The organism is Curtobacterium sp. MR_MD2014, from assembly GCF_000772085.1.
Lineage (GTDB): Bacteria > Actinomycetota > Actinomycetes > Actinomycetales > Microbacteriaceae > Curtobacterium.
Genome location: NZ_CP009755.1, coordinates 984,468 through 1,001,221, shown reverse-complemented (window position 1 = coordinate 1,001,221; position 16,754 = coordinate 984,468). Strand labels below are relative to the sequence as shown.

General features: G+C 73.2%; 13 protein-coding genes and 1 riboswitch. Of the genes, 4 read left to right on the top strand and 9 right to left on the bottom strand.

Annotated features, from left to right (window positions below; translation table 11 throughout):
• Positions 1 to 80: 80 nt before the first annotated feature.
• Positions 81 to 1,496: an MFS transporter gene (locus NI26_RS04630; protein WP_066653026.1), complete on the top strand. Its 1,416-nt coding sequence runs from the start codon at positions 81 to 83 to the stop codon at positions 1,494 to 1,496.
• Positions 1,497 to 1,565: 69 nt separating this feature from the next.
• Here the strand turns inward: NI26_RS04630 and NI26_RS04625 are convergent, their stop codons facing one another.
• The 5 genes from NI26_RS04625 to NI26_RS04605 form a co-directional block, all read right to left on the bottom strand.
• A complete protein-coding gene (locus NI26_RS04625) occupies positions 1,566 to 2,207 on the bottom strand; it encodes an ATP-binding protein (protein WP_235426519.1) in 642 nt (213 codons plus the stop codon).
• The gene (locus NI26_RS04620; RefSeq protein WP_066653024.1) at positions 2,200 to 3,006 is read right to left on the bottom strand and encodes an energy-coupling factor transporter transmembrane component T family protein; all 807 of its coding nucleotides are present in this window, start codon (positions 3,004 to 3,006) and stop codon (positions 2,200 to 2,202) included. Before NI26_RS04620 ends, NI26_RS04625 begins: the two co-directional genes overlap by 8 nt.
• Positions 3,003 to 4,748: an ABC transporter ATP-binding protein gene (locus tag NI26_RS04615; RefSeq protein WP_235426516.1), complete on the bottom strand. Its 1,746-nt coding sequence runs from the start codon at positions 4,746 to 4,748 to the stop codon at positions 3,003 to 3,005. The genes NI26_RS04620 and NI26_RS04615 overlap by 4 nt, the downstream gene beginning before the upstream one ends.
• A 5-nt stretch (positions 4,749 to 4,753) precedes the next feature.
• Complete coding sequence (locus NI26_RS04610) at positions 4,754 to 5,503, bottom strand: ECF transporter S component (protein WP_081984718.1); 750 nt, start codon at positions 5,501 to 5,503, stop codon at positions 4,754 to 4,756.
• Positions 5,499 to 5,610, bottom strand: a riboswitch (TPP riboswitch). Its footprint overlaps the gene before it by 5 nt.
• 78 nt (positions 5,611 to 5,688) lie before the next feature.
• A complete protein-coding gene (locus tag NI26_RS04605; RefSeq protein ID WP_058727630.1) occupies positions 5,689 to 6,009 on the bottom strand; it encodes a hypothetical protein in 321 nt (106 codons plus the stop codon).
• Positions 6,010 to 6,138: 129 nt separating this feature from the next.
• Between NI26_RS04605 and glgX the strand changes: the two genes are divergently transcribed.
• Genes glgX through treZ form a run of 3 tightly spaced genes read left to right on the top strand, consistent with a single transcriptional unit; the run spans position 6,139 to position 12,748 of the window.
• Positions 6,139 to 8,553 (top strand): glycogen debranching protein GlgX, encoded by a 2,415-nt coding sequence (gene glgX, locus NI26_RS04600; RefSeq protein ID WP_066653022.1) that lies wholly within the window; start codon positions 6,139 to 6,141, stop codon positions 8,551 to 8,553.
• The gene (gene treY, locus NI26_RS04595; RefSeq protein WP_066653011.1) at positions 8,550 to 10,997 is read left to right on the top strand and encodes a malto-oligosyltrehalose synthase; all 2,448 of its coding nucleotides are present in this window, start codon (positions 8,550 to 8,552) and stop codon (positions 10,995 to 10,997) included. The genes glgX and treY overlap by 4 nt, the downstream gene beginning before the upstream one ends.
• Positions 10,994 to 12,748 carry a malto-oligosyltrehalose trehalohydrolase gene (gene treZ, locus NI26_RS04590; protein WP_066653008.1) on the top strand — a complete coding sequence of 585 codons (1,755 nt, stop codon included), beginning with the start codon at positions 10,994 to 10,996 and terminating at the stop codon, positions 12,746 to 12,748. The genes treY and treZ overlap by 4 nt, the downstream gene beginning before the upstream one ends.
• Before the next feature lie 166 nt (positions 12,749 to 12,914).
• Here the strand turns inward: treZ and NI26_RS04585 are convergent, their stop codons facing one another.
• The 4 genes from NI26_RS04585 to NI26_RS16790 all read right to left on the bottom strand — a co-directional run bounded on the left by NI26_RS04585 (position 12,915) and on the right by NI26_RS16790 (position 16,596).
• Complete coding sequence (locus tag NI26_RS04585; RefSeq protein WP_200884134.1) at positions 12,915 to 13,709, bottom strand: polyprenol monophosphomannose synthase; 795 nt, start codon at positions 13,707 to 13,709, stop codon at positions 12,915 to 12,917.
• Positions 13,710 to 13,754: 45 nt separating this feature from the next.
• A complete protein-coding gene (locus tag NI26_RS04580; RefSeq protein WP_066653002.1) occupies positions 13,755 to 14,468 on the bottom strand; it encodes a class F sortase in 714 nt (237 codons plus the stop codon).
• Entirely contained in the window at positions 14,465 to 15,616 is a 1,152-nt protein-coding gene (locus NI26_RS04575) for a glycosyl hydrolase family 8 (RefSeq protein ID WP_066652999.1), read from the bottom strand. Before NI26_RS04575 ends, NI26_RS04580 begins: the two co-directional genes overlap by 4 nt.
• 131 nt (positions 15,617 to 15,747) lie before the next feature.
• Positions 15,748 to 16,596, bottom strand: a complete 849-nt coding sequence (locus NI26_RS16790) for a DUF4397 domain-containing protein (protein WP_066652998.1) — start codon at positions 16,594 to 16,596, stop codon at positions 15,748 to 15,750.
• Positions 16,597 to 16,754 lie beyond the last annotated feature (158 nt).

The window sequence follows — 16,754 nt, the reverse complement described above, 5'->3', positions numbered from 1 at the left end:
CCAGCGCCGACGGTCATGACGTGACCTCGCGTTACGGGCGCGGTTCCGCGGCGGCCGGGCGGCGACCATGCTCCTGAGGCATGCCGACCCAGACGACCGCAGCCGCGCCTCCCGTCCGTCCCCCGTCTCCGTCCACGAACGCGACCCGACGTCGCGTCGCGCTCGCGTCGTTCGTCGGGACGACCGTCGAGTACTACGACTTCTACCTGTACGCGACGGCCTCGGCGCTCGTGTTCGCCCCGACGTTCTTCCCGTCCGTCACGCCGGCCGTCGGTGTGATCGCGTCCTTCGCGACCTACGGTGTCGGCTTCGTCGCACGGCCGCTCGGCGGCATCGTGGCGGGGCACCTGGGCGACCGGATCGGGCGGAAGAAGCTGCTCGTGGCGTCCCTCGTGCTGATGGGCATCGCGTCGACGCTCATCGGGGTGATCCCCTCGGCGGCGACGATCGGGGTCGGCGCGGTGGTCGCACTCGTGGTGCTGCGACTGCTCCAGGGCGTCGCAGCCGGAGCGGAGTGGGGCGGGTCGGCGCTGCTGTCGGTCGAGCACGCGCCGACGCGGCACCGGGGACTGTTCGGGGCGTTCACGCAGATGGGGTCCGCGGGCGGCATGCTGCTGGCGACCGGGGTATTCACGCTCGTACGGACCCTGCTCGGCAACGAGGCGTTCCTGGCCTGGGGGTGGCGCCTGCCGTTCCTGTTCTCCGCGGTCATCGTCGCGGTCGGACTCGTCATCCGGCTCGGCGTGCAGGACGCCCCGGTGTTCCAGGCGCTGCGCGCGTCCGGCGGTGTCGAGCGGTTCCCGGTGTGGCAGGCGGTCCGTCGGCACCCGCGGTCGATCCTCGTCACCGCAGGGCTGCGGCTCGTCCAGCCGGCGCTCTACTCGATCCTGACGACGTACTCGCTGACCTACCTCGGGGCGAAGCGCGGCGAGGAGGGCTCGGCCGCCGGGCTCCAGGCGGTGCTCGTGATCTCGGCGGTGTCGCTCGTGTCGACGCCGTTCTGGGGGTGGCTGTCCGACCGGGTCGGGCGCCGGCCGCTCGCGATCGGGTCGGCGATCGGGATCGGCGTGCTGATCTGGCCGTTCTTCGCGTTCCTCGACGCCGGGCCCCTGGTGCTGCTGCCGTTCGTGGCGTTGATCGGCATGAGCGTGTTCCACGACAGCATCTACGGTCCGCAGGCGGCGTGGTTCGCGGAGCAGTTCCCGACCGGGCGGCGCTACTCGGGCATGAGCCTCGGGTACCAGATCGGGTCGATCTTCTCGGTGGGACTGACGCCGTTGCTCGCGGCGGTGTTCGTCGAGGTGGGCGGGGGCTCGCCGTGGATCCTGTGCGCGTACCTCGGCGTGTACGCGGTGCTGTCGGTCGTGGCCGCGGTGTTCGCGGTCGACCCGGTGCGCGACGGGCGGCGGGCGGACGCCCGGGCGGCCGGTGCCGGTGCCGGTGCCGGTGCCGGTGACGGTGCCGGTGCCGGTGCCGGTGGGCCAGTCTCGGGCTGAGCGACGGGGCTCGGGCTCCGGGCCGCGAGGGACGCCGGTCAGCCCGGGTCTCGCCGGCGACCACACCGACTACGTCCTGAGCACCAGGTCCGCGAGCTCCGCGGGCGCCTCGGCGGCGATGAAGGCACGCTCCTGGGCAGCCCAGCGCTCCCACTCGCGGGCGAACACCTCGCCGTCGCGGCCGATCGCCCGGTCGCGTCGGACGTCGTCGTCCGCCTCGAGCCACACCCGGAGGGTCGCATGTGGAGCGGACCCCCGGGAGAGCGCCCCGCACCCCTCGACCACCAGCGGCACGTGCGACTCGATCGACACCCACTCCGCCGGCTCGGACCGCTCCCAGTCCCAGCGCCGGTACCCCGACGGTGTCCCGAGCACGTCGGACACGACCGCGTCGGCGGCCGCGCGCAGGCCGTCCCACCCGGGGTAGACGTCGTCGAGGTGCACGACCCGTGCGCCGAGCCGTGCCGCCACGGCGTCGCCCAGCGTGGTCTTCCCGGTGCCCGAGCGCCCGTCGACCAGCACGACGAGCCGTCGTCCGGTGGCGGCAGCAGCGCCGGCCGCGGCCGCGGCGATCCCCTCGACGAGCGCCGCGTCCGGTGCCGCTCCCCCGGCGGTCGCGTCCGGCCGCGCACCCCGGGCCGTCACATCCGGCACCGCTCCCCCGGCGACCGCACCCGAGGCGGTCGCGGCCGGCCGCGCGCGCTCAGGCACGCCACGTCCCCGCAGCCACGGCCACCCCGATCGACGCGACACCGATCCCCACCAGCACGGCGACCATCGCCCACTCCGGTCCCGCGAACCGCGCCTGCCGCGCCCACGTCCGGGGACCGGGAGCGCCGAAGCCGCGCGACTCCATCGCCACCGCCAGCGTGGTCGCCCGGCGGAGTGCGAGCACGAGCAGCGCGAAGGCCATCGACGCTCCGCGCCGCAGTCGCCCGTGGTCGGCGAGCCCCCGTGCGCGGCGTGCCCTGGCGAGCTGGCGCCAGTCCTCGCCGAGCAGGGTCGTCATCCGCACCGCGGCCAGGGCCCCGAGCACGAAGCGGGCCGGCAGCCGCAGCAGCTGTGCGAGCCCGTCGGCCAGGTCGGTCGGGTCGACCCCGACGAAGAGCACGACGGCCGGCAGCCCGACCGCGAGGACCCGCAGCGCGGTCGCCAGCGCGAGCGTCAGCGACCCGTCGGTGACGTGGACGAAGCCGAGGTCGAACCACTCCCGCCCGGAGGGCCGCCCGTACAGCGCGATGCTCAGCGCCGTCAGGGGCACGGCGACGAGCACCGGTGACGCCCGCAGCAACAGGGTCCGCGGCGGGATCCGGAGCACCGGGAGGAGCAGCAGCTCCAGCGCGAGCGCGACGGCCGCGGAGACGACGTCGAGACTCGTCACGAGGCACAGGCCGAGTGCGAGCACGCCGAGCATCGCGGCGACGGGCTGGACGCCGGCGACACCGCGGCGCGTCCGGCCGGGAGGCTCGGCTCGCCCGCCCGCACCGGCGCGGGTCGTCGGGGTGGTCACCGGTGCACCTCCGTGGTCGGTCGGGGTCCGCCGGGTCCGGTCGACGGGGCGTCCGGTCCGGCCGACGGGGCGCCGGGTCCGGCCGAGGGGCCACTGCGTCCGTCCGGCGGGACGGCGGTTCCGGCCGGCGGCACGGCCCTCGCACCGTCGGCGGCGAGCACGACCTCGTCGGCGTCGAGCGCACGGACGAGGTCACGGTCGTGCGTCACCACGACGAGCGCCGTCCCCGCCTCCGCCAGCGCCCCGAGCAGGTCGACCACGGCCTGCCAGGTAGCACGGTCCTGGCCCGAGGTGGGTTCGTCCAGCACGACCACGGGCGGCCGCGAGGCGACGACGGCACCGATCGCGAGCCGCCGCTGCTCACCGCCGGACAGGGTGAAGGGGTTGGCGTCGGCGAGGTGCCGGAGCCCGAACGCGTCGAGGAGTTCCTCCACCCGCGCGTCGGCGTCCGACAGCCCGAGCGCGCGCGGTCCGGCACCGAGCTCCTCGCGGACACTGCGCGCCACGAACTGGTGTCCGGGGTCCTGGAACACCGACCCGATCCGGACGGCGAGCTGCCGGCTCGTCCACCGGATCGGCGCTTCACCGGCGTCCCCGGCCAGGTCGGGCGTCGCGAGGAGTGTCCCTCCGGACGGCCGCAGGAGCCCGGCGAGGGTGAGGCCGAGCGTCGACTTGCCGACGCCGTTCGGACCGGTGACCGCGAGGACCCGACCGCGACGGACCCCGAGGTCGATCCCGCTGCCGACACGGGTCCCGCCGGCACGTCCGAGGATGCCCCCGCGCGCGGTCGCGAGTCCCCGCGCCTCGAGCAGCGCCGTCTCCTCGTCGCGCGGGCGGAAGGCGCCCCCGGCCACCGGCGCTCCCGGTGCTGATCCGCCCGCTCGCTCGGTCGACGGCGCGACCGGACGGCCGGCACCGGTCGACGGCGCGACCGGACGTCCGCCGCCGGCCCGGGACGATCCCCGCGCCGGCTCGGCACCGGGCACCCACACGCCGGCCGCCGTCAGCGCCGGACCGTGCTCGGCGAGCACCGACGCGGGGGTCCCGTCCGCGACGACCCCGCCCCCGGGTTCGAGGAGCACGAGTCGATCGACCAGGTCGAGCCAGGTGCCGATCCGGTGCTCGACCACGAGCATCGTCGCACCGCTGGTGTCGAGCAGCGCCCGCACGGCGTCGTGGACCTGCGCCACGCCCTCGGGGTCGAGGTTCGCGCACGGTTCGTCGAGCACGAGCACGCCGGGGCGCATCGCGAGCACGCCCGCGAGCGCCAGACGCTGCCGCTGCCCGCCGGAGAGCCGGCTCGTCGACCGGTCGAGCGGCAGGTCGAGGCCGACGACCCCGAGCGCGTGCCGGACGCGTTCCCACGTCTCGGCCCGCGGGACGCCGGTGTTCTCGCATCCGAAGGCCACGTCGTCGCCGATGCGCGACATCACCGTGTGGGCCTCGGGATCCTGCATGACGAGGCCGACGCGCCCGCGGACCGCGCGGGGGTCGGCGCCGTCGACCAGGACCGAGCCCTGCACGGCTGCGGCGGTGTCGTCGTCGGGGTCCGGCTCGTCCGCCAGCACCGCTGCGACCGCGCGGAGCACCGTCGACTTGCCGGCGCCCGAGGGGCCGACGACCGCGACGCGATCACCCGGCTCGACGACGAGGTCGAGACCGCGCACCGCCCACGCGTCGCGCCCGGCGTACCGCCAGCCCCAGTCACGGAAGGCGATCCGCGCCGCCCCCGAGGACGACACGGCCGTCACCGGGCGGCGCGGGACCCGCGCTCGGCCTGCTCGGCAGCAGGCGTCGCGGTGCCGGACTGCGCTCCGTCGAGCGGAACGGTCGCGCCGGTCGGGGCGGACGACTCCTGCGGGGTCGTCGCGTGCGTCCGTCGGGCGTGCTCACGCCCCGCGGCGAACGAGGACAGCACGCCGGTCGCGGCGAGCGCCCGCACGAGCAGCCACGAACCGAGCCCGGCGATCACGGCCCCGGACACCACGGCGGACACGACGTAGACGGTCTTGAACGCCGCGTCGAGCCCCGGGTACCAGAGCACGGTGTCGTTGATGCCGAGGGCGAGCCCCGCGGCGGCACCGGCGAGCACGACGACCGGCAGCCGGTAGGCCCGGTAGAGGAACAGTGCGAGCACGACCTCGGCCCCGAGGCCCTGCACGAGACCGGCCTCGAGCGTCAGCCACCCCCACTGGGTGCCGAGCAGTGCCTCGACGCTGGCGGCGACCATCTCGGCGTAGAGCGCGGCCCCGGGCTTCCGGACGACGATGGCGACGAGCGGCCCGGCGAGCAGCCAGACCCCGCCGAAGAGTGCCTGGGTGCCGGGGAGGACCAGGGCGGCGACGGCGCTGATCGGCTCGTAGCCGAACTCCCAGAGCTTGAAGACGACACCGATCGCGACGGCGAGGACGCTCGCGACGACGATGTCGACGACCCGCCAGCGCAACGAGCGCCTGACGGTGGTGGACGGTGCTGCGGACTGCGTGGATGCAGGCATGGTTGCTGACTCCTCCCTGCGCCGGCATGACCCGGATCAGGTTCGACGGTCGGAGCGCCGTTCGCTCCCTCTCAGCCCGGCGGTCCCGGACTCCCGTGTGTGTGGCAGCAGTCTAGACGCGGTCGCGACCGCGTGACGGACGGGAGGCCCGTGGCGGCGTCGCCACGGGCCTCCCGTCCGGTGGGTCACTTCTTGAGGGCGCGGATCACCTTGCTCAGGGCCTTGCCGGTCACCCAGATGGTGGGGATGCTCACCGCGAGCAGCGAGATCAGGTTCGGCTCGAACTGCAGGTCCTGCCCCGGGCGACGCACGTACGCACCGACGGGGATCGACGCCCCGCCGCCACCGCCGCCGCCGTTCTCGTCGTCCCCGCCGGCGCCGAAGCCGAACCAGCCGATGGACACCGGGATGAGGGTCTGGTCCCCGACCTCGACCGGTTCGCCGTAGTTGGTCGAGACGCCCACGGGGCGCACCTTGTCTGCGATCTGACTCACGATGTTGGCCATGCGCGCGAGGCTACTCGGCGGTTCCTCCACAGGCCGGCGAGCACCTGCGGCCGTCCACCCCTGGGGCTTGTCTGCGGACGCGGACGGCCCGCGCCGATACCGTGGCGGAACCCACACCTGGAGGACTGTTTGCACACCTGGCCCGGCAACCCGTACCCCCTCGGGGCGACCTACGACGGCAGCGGCACGAACTTCGCCCTGTTCAGCGAGGTCGCCGACCGCGTGGAACTGTGCCTCTTCGACGACGCGGGGAACGAGGAGTGCGTCGACCTGGTCGAGGTGGACGCACACGTCTGGCACGCCTACCTGCCGAACGTCGCCCCGGGGCAGGAGTACGGCTTCCGCGTGCACGCCCCGTACGACCCGGCGAACGGACTGCGCGGCAACCCGCACAAGCTGCTCCTCGACCCGTACGCCAAGGCGACCAGCGGGGACATCGACTGGGACCAGGCGCTGTTCTCGTACACGTTCGGCGACCCGGACTCGACCGACGACCAGGACTCGGCGTCCCACATGATGAAGGGCGTCGTCATCAACCCGTTCTTCGACTGGCAGGGTGACCGGGCTCCCCGGGTCCCTTACGGCGAGACGGTGATCTACGAGGCGCACGTCAAGGGCCTCACCGAGACGCACCCCGACGTGCCCGAGGAGCAACGGGGCACCTACGCCGGTGTCGCGCACCCGGCGGTCATCGAGCACCTCAAGCGCCTGGGGATCACGACGCTCGAGCTCATGCCGGTGCACCAGTTCGTCAACGACTCCACGCTGCAGGAGAAGGGGCTGTCGAACTACTGGGGCTACAACACGATCGGCTTCTTCGCGCCGCACTCGCACTACTCGTCGTCCGGCGACCGCGGGCAGCAGGTGCAGGAGTTCAAGGCGATGGTGCGCGAGCTCCACCGTGCCGGCATCGAGGTCGTCCTCGACGTCGTCTACAACCACACGGCAGAGGGCAACCACCTCGGGCCGACGCTGTCCTTCCGCGGCATCGACAACGCGGCGTACTACCGCCTGGTCGAGGACGACAAGCGGTACTACATGGACACCACGGGCACCGGGAACTCGCTCAACGTCGGGCACCCGCACTCGCTGCAGCTCATCATGGACTCGCTGCGGTACTGGGTCACCGAGATGCACGTCGACGGGTTCCGCTTCGACCTCGCCGCGGCCCTGGCCCGCGAGTTCTACGAGGTCGACCGGCTCGCGGCCTTCTTCGAACTGGTCCAGCAGGACCCGATCGTGTCCCAGGTCAAGCTCATCGCCGAGCCGTGGGACGTCGGGCCCGGCGGGTACCAGGTCGGCAACTTCCCGCCGCAGTGGTCCGAGTGGAACGGCAAGTACCGCGACACCGTGCGTGACTTCTGGCGGGGCGAGCCCTCGACGCTCGGCGAGTTCGCCTCGCGCATCTCCGGGTCGGCCGACCTGTACGAGCACGACGGCCGGACGCCCAAGGCGAGCATCAACTTCATCACCGCCCACGACGGCTTCACGCTGTACGACCTGGTCGCGTACAACGAGAAGCACAACGACGCCAACGGCGAGGACAACAACGACGGCGAGAGCCACAACCGGTCGTGGAACTCGGGCGTCGAGGGGCCGACGGACGACCCGGAGGTCGCCGCGCTCCGACTGCAGCGCCGGCGGAACTTCCTCGCCACCCTGCTGCTCAGCCAGGGCGTGCCGATGATCGCCCACGGCGACGAGCTCGGCCGCACCCAGCACGGCAACAACAACGTGTACGCGCAGGACTCCGCGATCAGCTGGATCGACTGGGAGCACGCCGACGACGAACTCGTGCAGTTCACCGCCGACGTCGTGAAGCTCCGGCACGACCACCCGACCTTCCGCCGCACCCGGTACTTCAACGGTCGTCCGGTGCGCCGGGGCGAGGGCGAGCCACTGCCCGACGTCGTGTGGCTGACCCCGTCCGGCGACGCGATGGACCCCGAGGACTGGGACTCCGGCTTCGGCAAGAGCGTCGGCATGTACCTGAACGGCGAGGGCATCCGCGGCCGCGACCGCTGGGGCGAGCGTGTGACCGACGTGGCGTTCCTGACGTACTACAACGCACACGACGACGTCGTGACCTTCACCCTGCCGCCCGAGGAGTACTCGCCCGGGTGGACCGTCCGGATCGACACGGCCGAACCCGGCGCCCGCGAGACGGTCCTCGACGCCGGGACCCCGCTCGACGTGCCGGCGCGCTCGATGATCGTGCTCCGTGCCGAGCCCGACCACGAGGTCACCACCACGCAGGTGGAGTCGGTCGAGGGCGGGCGGCAGTCCACCCCGACCAACCCCGCGGCGTCCACGGCGGCGTCCGCCACCGACCCGGAACCGTCCGGGGCGGAACCGTCCGACGCTGCACCGTCCGACGCTGCACCGTCCGGCGCGGAACCGTCCGACGCTGCTCCGTCCGGGGCGGAACAGCTGACGGCGTCGGCCGAGGGCACGTCCGCAACGGACCCGGTCAACGAGACCGACGCCGACCCCGACTCCCCTGACACCGAACCCGAACCCGATCCCACAGGAGCCACCGCGTGAGCGCTCGCCGCGTCCCCACGTCCACCTACCGGCTGCAGGTCACCGCAGACTTCGACCTCGACGCCGCCCGGGGCGTGGTCGACCACATCCGCACCCTCGGTGCCGACTGGGTCTACCTCTCCCCCGTGCTGCAGGCCGAGCCCGGGTCGCAGCACGGCTACGACGTCGTCGACCACTCGCACGTCGACACCGAGCGCGGCGGCGACGCCGCGCTCCGAGCCCTCGCCGAGGCCGCGCACGCCGCCGGGCTGGGCGTCCTCGTCGACATCGTGCCGAACCACGTCGGCGTCGCCACTCCCGAGGCGAACCCGTGGTGGTGGTCCCTGCTCGAGTCCGGACAGGGCTCCCCCGTCGCGTGGGCCTTCGACGTGGACTGGCAGGCCGGGGACGGGCGCATCCGGATCCCGGTGCTCGACGACCGGCTGCTCGACGCGGTCGAGCTGCGGGACGGCCGGCTGTACGTCGGCGAGACCGCCTACCCGGCGGCCGAGGGGACCGTGCAGGACGGTGACGACGTCGCAGCCGTGCACGCCCGTCAGCACTACGAGTTCGTGCACTGGAAGCGCGCGGACCACGACCTCAACTACCGTCGCTTCTTCGCGGTCAACACCCTCGCGGCGATCCGCGTCGAGGAGCCCGAAGTGTTCGCCTCGTCCCACGCGACGATCGGCGGCTGGTTCCGCGACGGGCTCGTGGACGGCCTGCGCATCGACCACCCGGACGGCCTGTACGACCCCGCCGGGTACCTGCAGGACCTGCACGACCTCACCGGCGGCGCGTACACGCTCGTCGAGAAGATCCTCGAGCCCGGCGAGCAGCTCCCGTCGTCGTGGCCGGTCGACGGCACCACCGGCTACGACGCCCTCGCCGTGGTCGACCGTGTCTTCGTCGACCCCGCGGGTGAACCGGCGCTCACCGCCGCGTCCGGTGCCGAGCCCGCCGACTGGCAGCAGCTCACGCACGACACCCGGCGCGGGATCGCCGACGGCATCCTCGGCAGCGAGGTCCGCCGGCTCGCACGGCTCCTCGCCCCCGTGGCACCCGACGTGCCCGAGGACCGCGTCGTCGACGCCGTCGCCGAGATCGTCGCGTCCTTCGAGGTCTACCGGACGTACCTGCCCGAGGGCGTCCACCACCTCATCGACGCCCTCGAACGCGCCGCCGAGGCCCGCCCGGACCTCGACGACGTGATCGACCGCATCGCACCGGCGCTCGTCGACCCCGGTCACGCCGCGGCCGTCCGGCTGCAGCAGACGTCGGGCATGGTGATGGCGAAGGGCGTCGAGGACACCGCGTTCTACCGCACGTCGCGCCTGACCACCCTGAGCGAGGTCGGCGCAGACCCGAGCCTGTTCGCCGTCTCGGTGGAGGACTTCCACCAGGCCCAGCGCGACCGCCAGGGCAGCTGGCCGCACACCATGACGACGCTCACCACGCACGACACGAAGCGCAGCGAGGACACCCGTGCGCGCATCAGCGTGCTCGCCGAGCTCGGCTCCGAGTGGGCCGACGCGCTCGCGCGGCTGCGATCCCTGGCCCCGCTCGACGACGCCGTGATGGCGGACCTGTTGTGGCAGGCCATCGTCGGTGCACGTCCTGCGAGCCGCGATCGCCTGCACGCCTACGCCGAGAAGGCGTCGCGCGAGGCCGGCGACAGCACGACGTGGACCGAGCCGGACGAGGCGTTCGAGGAGCAGATGCACGCGCTCGTCGACGCGTCGTTCGACGATCCGCAGGTCGTGGCCGTGCTCGACGAGCTCGACCAGGTCATCAACGCTGCCGGGTGGTCGAACGGGCTGGCCCAGAAGCTCGTGCAGCTGACGATGCCCGGCGTGCCGGACGTCTACCAGGGCACCGAGGGCTGGGACCGGTCGCTCGTCGACCCCGACAACCGCCGACCGGTCGACTACGCCGAGCTCCGGCACGTGCTCGCCGGGCTCGACGGCCCCGAGGACGACGGCCCCGAGCGGCTGCCGGCCGTCGGACTCGACGGTGCCGTGAAGACCCTCGTCGTCAGCCGGGCCCTGCGCCTGCGCCGCGACCACCCCGAGCTGTTCACCCGCTACCTGGGGCTCGAGGCCACGGGCAGCGCCGCCGACCACGTCCTGGCGTTCGACCGTGGCGGTGCCGTGACCGTCGCGACACGCCTGCCCGTCGGACTCGAGCGGGTCGGGGGCTGGGGCGACACCCTGGTGCACCCGGTGCCGCTCGACCGGGTCGACCTGCTCACCGGTCGACGGTTCCCCGCGTCCCGCGGCATCGCGCTCGCCGAGCTGCTCACGGACCTGCCGGTTGCGCTCCTCGTGCCCGCCGACCTCGCCGACGCCGGGGCGGCCGCTGCCTCCTCGTCCACGTCGACGACCACCCCCGCGGCCTCCGGGTCGGACGGCACCGCCGTCTCCGACCAGCAGGCCGAGATCGAGATCCTGGAGGGTCACGCATGACCGTTCCCGCCCGCTACGCCGTCTGGGCGCCGAACCCCGAGCGCGTGCGCCTGGTCGTCGACGACGTCGAGTACGCCCTGACCCGCGGTGACGACGACTGGTGGAGCACCGACGAGGTCGCTCCCGTGGTCGGTGCCCGCTACGGCTTCCGCATCGACGACGACGAGGACGTCCGTCCGGACCCCCGCAGCCGGTACCAGCCGGACGGGGTGCACGGCACGTCCGAGGTCGTCGACCCGGAGCGCTTCGCGTGGACCGACGAGGCCTGGACGGGCCGTCCCGCCCGCGGCGGTGTGATCTACGAGATGCACATCGGCACCTACACGCCCGAGGGCACCCTCGACGCTGCGGCCGCGAAGCTCGACCACCTCGTCGAGCTCGGCGTGGAGTTCGTCGAGCTGCTCCCCGTCAACGCCGTCAACGGCGAGTGGAACTGGGGCTACGACGGGGTCGGCTGGTTCGCCGTGCACCACCCCTACGGCGGTCCCGACGCCTACGACCGCTTCGTCGACACCGCCCACGCGCTGGGCCTCGGGGTCATCCAGGACGTCGTCTACAACCACCTCGGCCCGAGCGGGAACTACCTGCCGCTGTACGGTCCGTACCTGCTGCAGGGGCTCGGGAACACCTGGGGCGACTCGGTCAACGTCGAGCACCCCGAGGTCCGGCGGTACGTGCTGGACAACGTGCGGATGTGGTTCCGCGACCACCACGTCGACGGACTCCGGCTCGACGCGGTGCACGCGATCCGGGACACCACGCGCCCGCACGTGCTGCAGGTCATGGCCTCCGAGACCGAGTCGTACTCGGAGTTCGTCGGGCGCCCGCTCTCGCTCATCGCCGAGTCGGACCTCAACGACCCGGTCATGTTCCGTCCGCAGGAGGCCTCCGGGTACGGCCTGACCGGACAGTGGTCGGACGACTTCCACCACGCCGTCCACGTGGCGCTCACCGGCGAGACGAACGGCTACTACGCCGACTTCGCACCGCTCTCGGCGCTGGCGAAGGTCCTGGAGCACGGGTTCTTCCACGACGGCACCTGGTCGTCGTTCCGCGGGAAGCGGCACGGTCGACCGATCGACCGCGGGACGTCGCCCGCGACGGCGCTGGTCGTCGCGAACCAGAACCACGACCAGATCGGCAACCGCGCCGCGGGCGACCGGCTCGCGGCGTCACTCGACGACGAGTCGCTCGTCATCGCCGCGGCGCTGACGCTGCTCGGCCCGTTCACGCCGATGCTGTTCATGGGCGAGGAGTTCGCCGCGACCACGCCGTGGCAGTTCTTCACCTCCCACCCGGAGAAGGCGCTGGGCGAGATCACGGCGAAGGGTCGGATCGCCGAGTTCGCGGAGCACGGTTGGGACGAATCGGTCGTCCCGGACCCGCAGGACCCGACGACGTTCTCGAACTCGAAGCTCGACTGGGCCGACGTCACCTCGGAGCGGGGTGCACGGATCCTCCGGGCCTACCGCGTGCTCGTCGCGCTGCGCCGCACCGAGCAGGCCTTCGTCGACCACCGCTACGAGGCGAACGCCGTCCGCTTCGACGGCGACGACCGCTGGCTCGTGCTGACCCGCGGTCTGCTCGGGCCCGACGCGGCGCCGGTGCACGTCGTGGTGAACTTCGCCGACGACGCTGCCGAGGTGTCCGTCCCGGACGCGACCGGTGAGGAGCTCTACCGCTTCGGTGAGGCGAGCGTCGACGCCGGTGTGGTCCGGTTCGCGTCGCGCGGCGTGGTGGTCCTGCGCTGACGGACGTCCCCTGACCGATCTGCGTGAGCGACAGTCCCCCGTGGAACCCCCACGGGGGACTGTCGCTTGCGCGGAGCAGAGTGGCCACGACACCGGCCGGGCACGGCGCGGCAGAACCGCTACCGGTACCGGGCCATCACCGGCACCGGTCCCGGGCCGTTGCGGGTCAGGCGGACTGGTCTCCGACCGCGTGCGCGTTCTTGCGCACCGAGGGCAGTCGGCGGTGGTCCTTCACGACCGAGCGCACCTCGCGCACCCGCCGGTCGATGCCCCACTTCGTCACGAGCGTCAGGCTCTCACGGACGATGTTGCCGCTCATCTTCGAGACGCCGAACTCGCGCTCGGTGAAGGTGATCGGCGTCTCGACGACCCGCAACCCGGCCTCGAGCGCACGCCAGCACAGGTCGACCTGGAAGCAGTACCCCTTCGACGCGACCCCGGCCAGGTCGATCCGCTCGAACGCCTTCGACGTGAACACCCGGAAGCCGCCGGTCGCGTCACGCACCGCGATGCCGAGCGCCATCCGCGTGTAGAGGTTCCCGCCGCGGGACAGCAGTTCGCGGTACCACGGCCAGTTCTCGACCTCGCCACCCTTGATCCAGCGGGAGCCGAGCACGAGGTCGTTCGAGTCGGCGAGCTCGAGCATCCACGGGAGGTACTCCGGGTGGTGCGAGCCGTCCGCGTCCATCTCGACGAGCTTGTCGTAGCCGTGCTCGAGGCCCCAGGCGAACCCCGCGAGGTACGCGCCGCCGAGGCCGTCCTTCACCGTCCGGTGCATCACGTGGACCCGGTCGGTCTCACGCGCGATCTCGTCCGCGATGTCGCCGGTACCGTCCGGGGAGTTGTCGTCGACGACGAGCACGTGGACGCTGTCGTCGGTCGCGGCCAGGGTGCGGGCGACGATCGGGCGGACGTTCTCCGCCTCGTCGTAGGTCGGGATGATGACCAGGGACGTGCTCATGGTGCTCCTCGCGGTTCGCATCGAAGGGTATCGGGTCGCCCTGCGTCAGCCCGACGTCAGGTCTGCGAACACGATCAGATTGTCCGTGTAGTGCCCGGTCGCGGTGTCGAACGTACCGTCGCACGTGATCAGCCGGAGCTGCGGGGTCGGTGCGCTGCCGTACACGTCACTCGTCGGGAAGGCCGACTTCGCGGCGCGCTCCGAACGGTCGACCGTGAAGGTGCGGGTCGTGCCGTCGGACATCGCCACGTGGATCTCGTCCCCGGCCACGAGTTCGTCGAGCCGGAAGAAGACGGCTGCGCTCGTCGGGCTGTCGACGTGCCCGGCGATCACGGCCGGCCCGACCTGCCCCGGCACGATGCCGTCGGCGAACCAGCCCGCGCTGTCCCAGTCCTCCGGCGGGTCGAGCTCCCCAGCGGCACCGCGGCCGAGGTCCTCGAGGCCCGAGGACACACCGATCGCCGGGATCTCCACCCGCACCGGCGTGGCGGTCGAGCGTGCCGCCGGGGCAGCGGGGTCCTGGAAGCCCGACGTGTCGCCGGCCCCGGAGCCGTTCGCCGCCGCACCCGGGTCCGTCCTCGCGGACGGGCTGCTGGTCGCCGCCGTCCGGGTCCCCGCGGCGTCGGTCCCCGTGGTGGCGACGGCCACCCCGGCGATGCCGCCGCCGACGAGGACCGCCGCCACCGCTCCACCGACGATCACGCCGGGGCGGCCGGACCACCACCGGCTCGGTCCGGTCGCGGTCCGACGCCCGGTCACGAGGCGCCTCCCGCGTCGGACGCGCAGCCACCGAGGACGTCGGACGTGAGCATGGTCGCGCCGAGCGCTGCCCACGCGTCGCCGTAGTAGGTCGGGGTGGTCGCCGAGGTCCGGTCCATCCGCCGCAGGTCGGCCGACGCCGCCGCCGACGAACCGGCCGCGTGCTCGGCCGCTGCCCGTGCGGCGTAGGCGAGCGCGCTGGTGTCCCCGGTCACGGCCGTGCCGCCCAGGTCGAGCTGGGCTGCGAGCTCGGTGCTCCGGCGCAGGGTCGGCGCGATCGACCCGGCGAGCGTGCGGTCCTCGGCCGAGCACGCCTCGGCGTAGCGCAGCGGCAGCCGCATCGCGTCCCACCCGTAGACGACGCTGCCCTGGTCGCCGTTCGCGGGCATCGGTTCGACCGTGCCGTCGGCGTGCACCTGGGACCAGTCGCTCGGCAGGTCGCTGACGTCGAGCACGGCGGCGGTCACCGCACGAGAGCCCTCGGTGAGCTCCGCCCAGCGGCGGTCGCCGGTCGCCCGCTCCAGGACCCGGAACGCGGCGGGTGACGCGTAGGACGCGTCGTACCGGTACGGCTCGGTGTCCGCCCACGGCCCCGGCAGCAGGATCGTCCCGAGGTCGGTCTCCGCCGTCTCGTGCTCGAGGATCGCCGACGCCATCGCCCTGCCCGCGGCGGTGTACCGCTCGTCGCCCCACCGGTCGCCGGCGAGCACGAGTGCCCGGGCGGCGTCGAGGTCGGCATCGCTCGCGGACTGGCCGTCGACGACCCCGTCCTCCGGGGTCCACCGCCACGCGAGCAGGTCGTCGTCGGTCACCAGGTGCCGCTTCGTCCACGACCAGATGTCGCCGAAGGTCGCACGGTCGTCGTCCGCGTAGGCGATGAGCAGACCGTAGGCCTGCCCCTCGCTGACGGTGTCGCCGCCCTGGTCGGTGCGGACGACCCGGCCGTCCTGCACGTAGTCGTCGAGGAAGTCCTGCCGCAGCTCGGCGGCGCTGCGGTCGACGTCCGGGGCGGGCGACGAGGTCACGCTCGAGGTCGCTCCTGCCTGCGGCACGGCGTCGCTCCACGGACGGACGGCGACGAGGGCGACGCCGACGGCGACGACGACCGCCGCTGCGGCGGTGATGGGGATCCAGGTCCTGCGGGTCATGCCGGCACCTCTTCCGGGGTGGTCGGGGACGGTCGGACGGGAGGCGCGCACCAGGTGGGCGCTCGGGCTGCGGTGATCCGCGCCTCCAGGCCGGGCCCGACGGGTCACGCGACCCGTCGGCTGCCCGTCGGTCAGTGGAACAGCGAGCGGAACGCCGCGACGATCGCGTGCGTGAACTCGGTGACGGGGCGGTCGGCGGCTGCGCCGCCACCACCGGTCTGGACCCCACCGGACGGGGTCGTTGCCGTGGCGGCCGCGTCGGTGACGGGCACGACGGTCAGGTCGCCCTTGCTGTCGTCGAGGACGAAGAGCGTCGAGACGGTGTTGCCGGCGAGGTCGACCTCGGCGGTCCCGCGCTGGCCGCTGCCGGAGACGTCGAGCGACCACTTGCCGGCGCCGACCGTCGCGTACCGGGTGGCCGTGCCGAAGGAGGCGTCCTCGGCGATGGCGGTGCCGTCGGTCGTGCTGACGTCGACCTCCTTCGCCGTGGTCGCGGCCTGGACGAGACGGAGCTTGGCCTTGCCGTCACCGGGCTGCTGCAGGTCGTCGGTGAACGCCTTGGTCTGCAGGTCGTCGTTCTTGCCGTAGGCGACGACGGTGTTCGCGTCGCCCTGCTGGACCTGGACGTCGGTCGAGATCACCGGGGTGGAGTCGGGGGCGTCGGCAGCGCGCATCGAGAGGACGTAGGTGCCGACGGGGAGCTCCTGGTAGGGGCTGACCTGGCCGTACGTGACGTCGTCGAGCTCGAACACCGTCTTGCCGCCGGACAGGCTGGTCAGCTCGACGTCGACGCCCTTGGTGTCCGGGGAGAGGTGGCCGACGCGGAGCCAGCCCTCGTCGGAGCCGGTCGCGGCCGAGGCGGTCTGCGGTGCGGCGAGGCCGACGGTGGCGGCGACGACGGCGGCGGCGATCCCGGCGACGACGACCGGGCGGCGGGTGGCGCGGCGGGTGGTGGTGGACGCGGAGGTGCGTGCGTGCATCGTGGTGCTCCTTCGGTTCGGGTGGTGCAGGTGCTGGTGCTGGGGCTGGTGCTGGGGCTGGGGCTGGGGCTGGGGCTGGGGAGCAGGTGCGGGTGTGGGTGTGGGCGGACCGTGGGGCTGGGCAGCGTGTGGGGGGTGGAGGTGGGGAGCGGGGCTGG

Excerpts from the sequence above, each read along its gene's own strand:
- NI26_RS04630 (WP_066653026.1), top strand. The coding sequence starts at position 81 with ATGCCGACCCAGACGACCGCAGCCGCGCCTCCCGTCCGTCCCCCGTCT.
- treZ (WP_066653008.1), top strand. The coding sequence starts at position 10,994 with ATGACCGTTCCCGCCCGCTACGCCGTCTGGGCGCCGAACCCCGAGCGC.
- NI26_RS16790 (WP_066652998.1), bottom strand. The coding sequence starts at position 16,596 with ATGCACGCACGCACCTCCGCGTCCACCACCACCCGCCGCGCCACCCGC.
- NI26_RS04605 (WP_058727630.1), bottom strand. The coding sequence starts at position 6,009 with ATGGCCAACATCGTGAGTCAGATCGCAGACAAGGTGCGCCCCGTGGGC.
- NI26_RS04585 (WP_200884134.1), bottom strand. The coding sequence starts at position 13,709 with ATGAGCACGTCCCTGGTCATCATCCCGACCTACGACGAGGCGGAGAAC.
- NI26_RS04575 (WP_066652999.1), bottom strand. The coding sequence starts at position 15,616 with ATGACCCGCAGGACCTGGATCCCCATCACCGCCGCAGCGGCGGTCGTC.
- NI26_RS04610 (WP_081984718.1), bottom strand. The coding sequence starts at position 5,503 with ATGCCTGCATCCACGCAGTCCGCAGCACCGTCCACCACCGTCAGGCGC.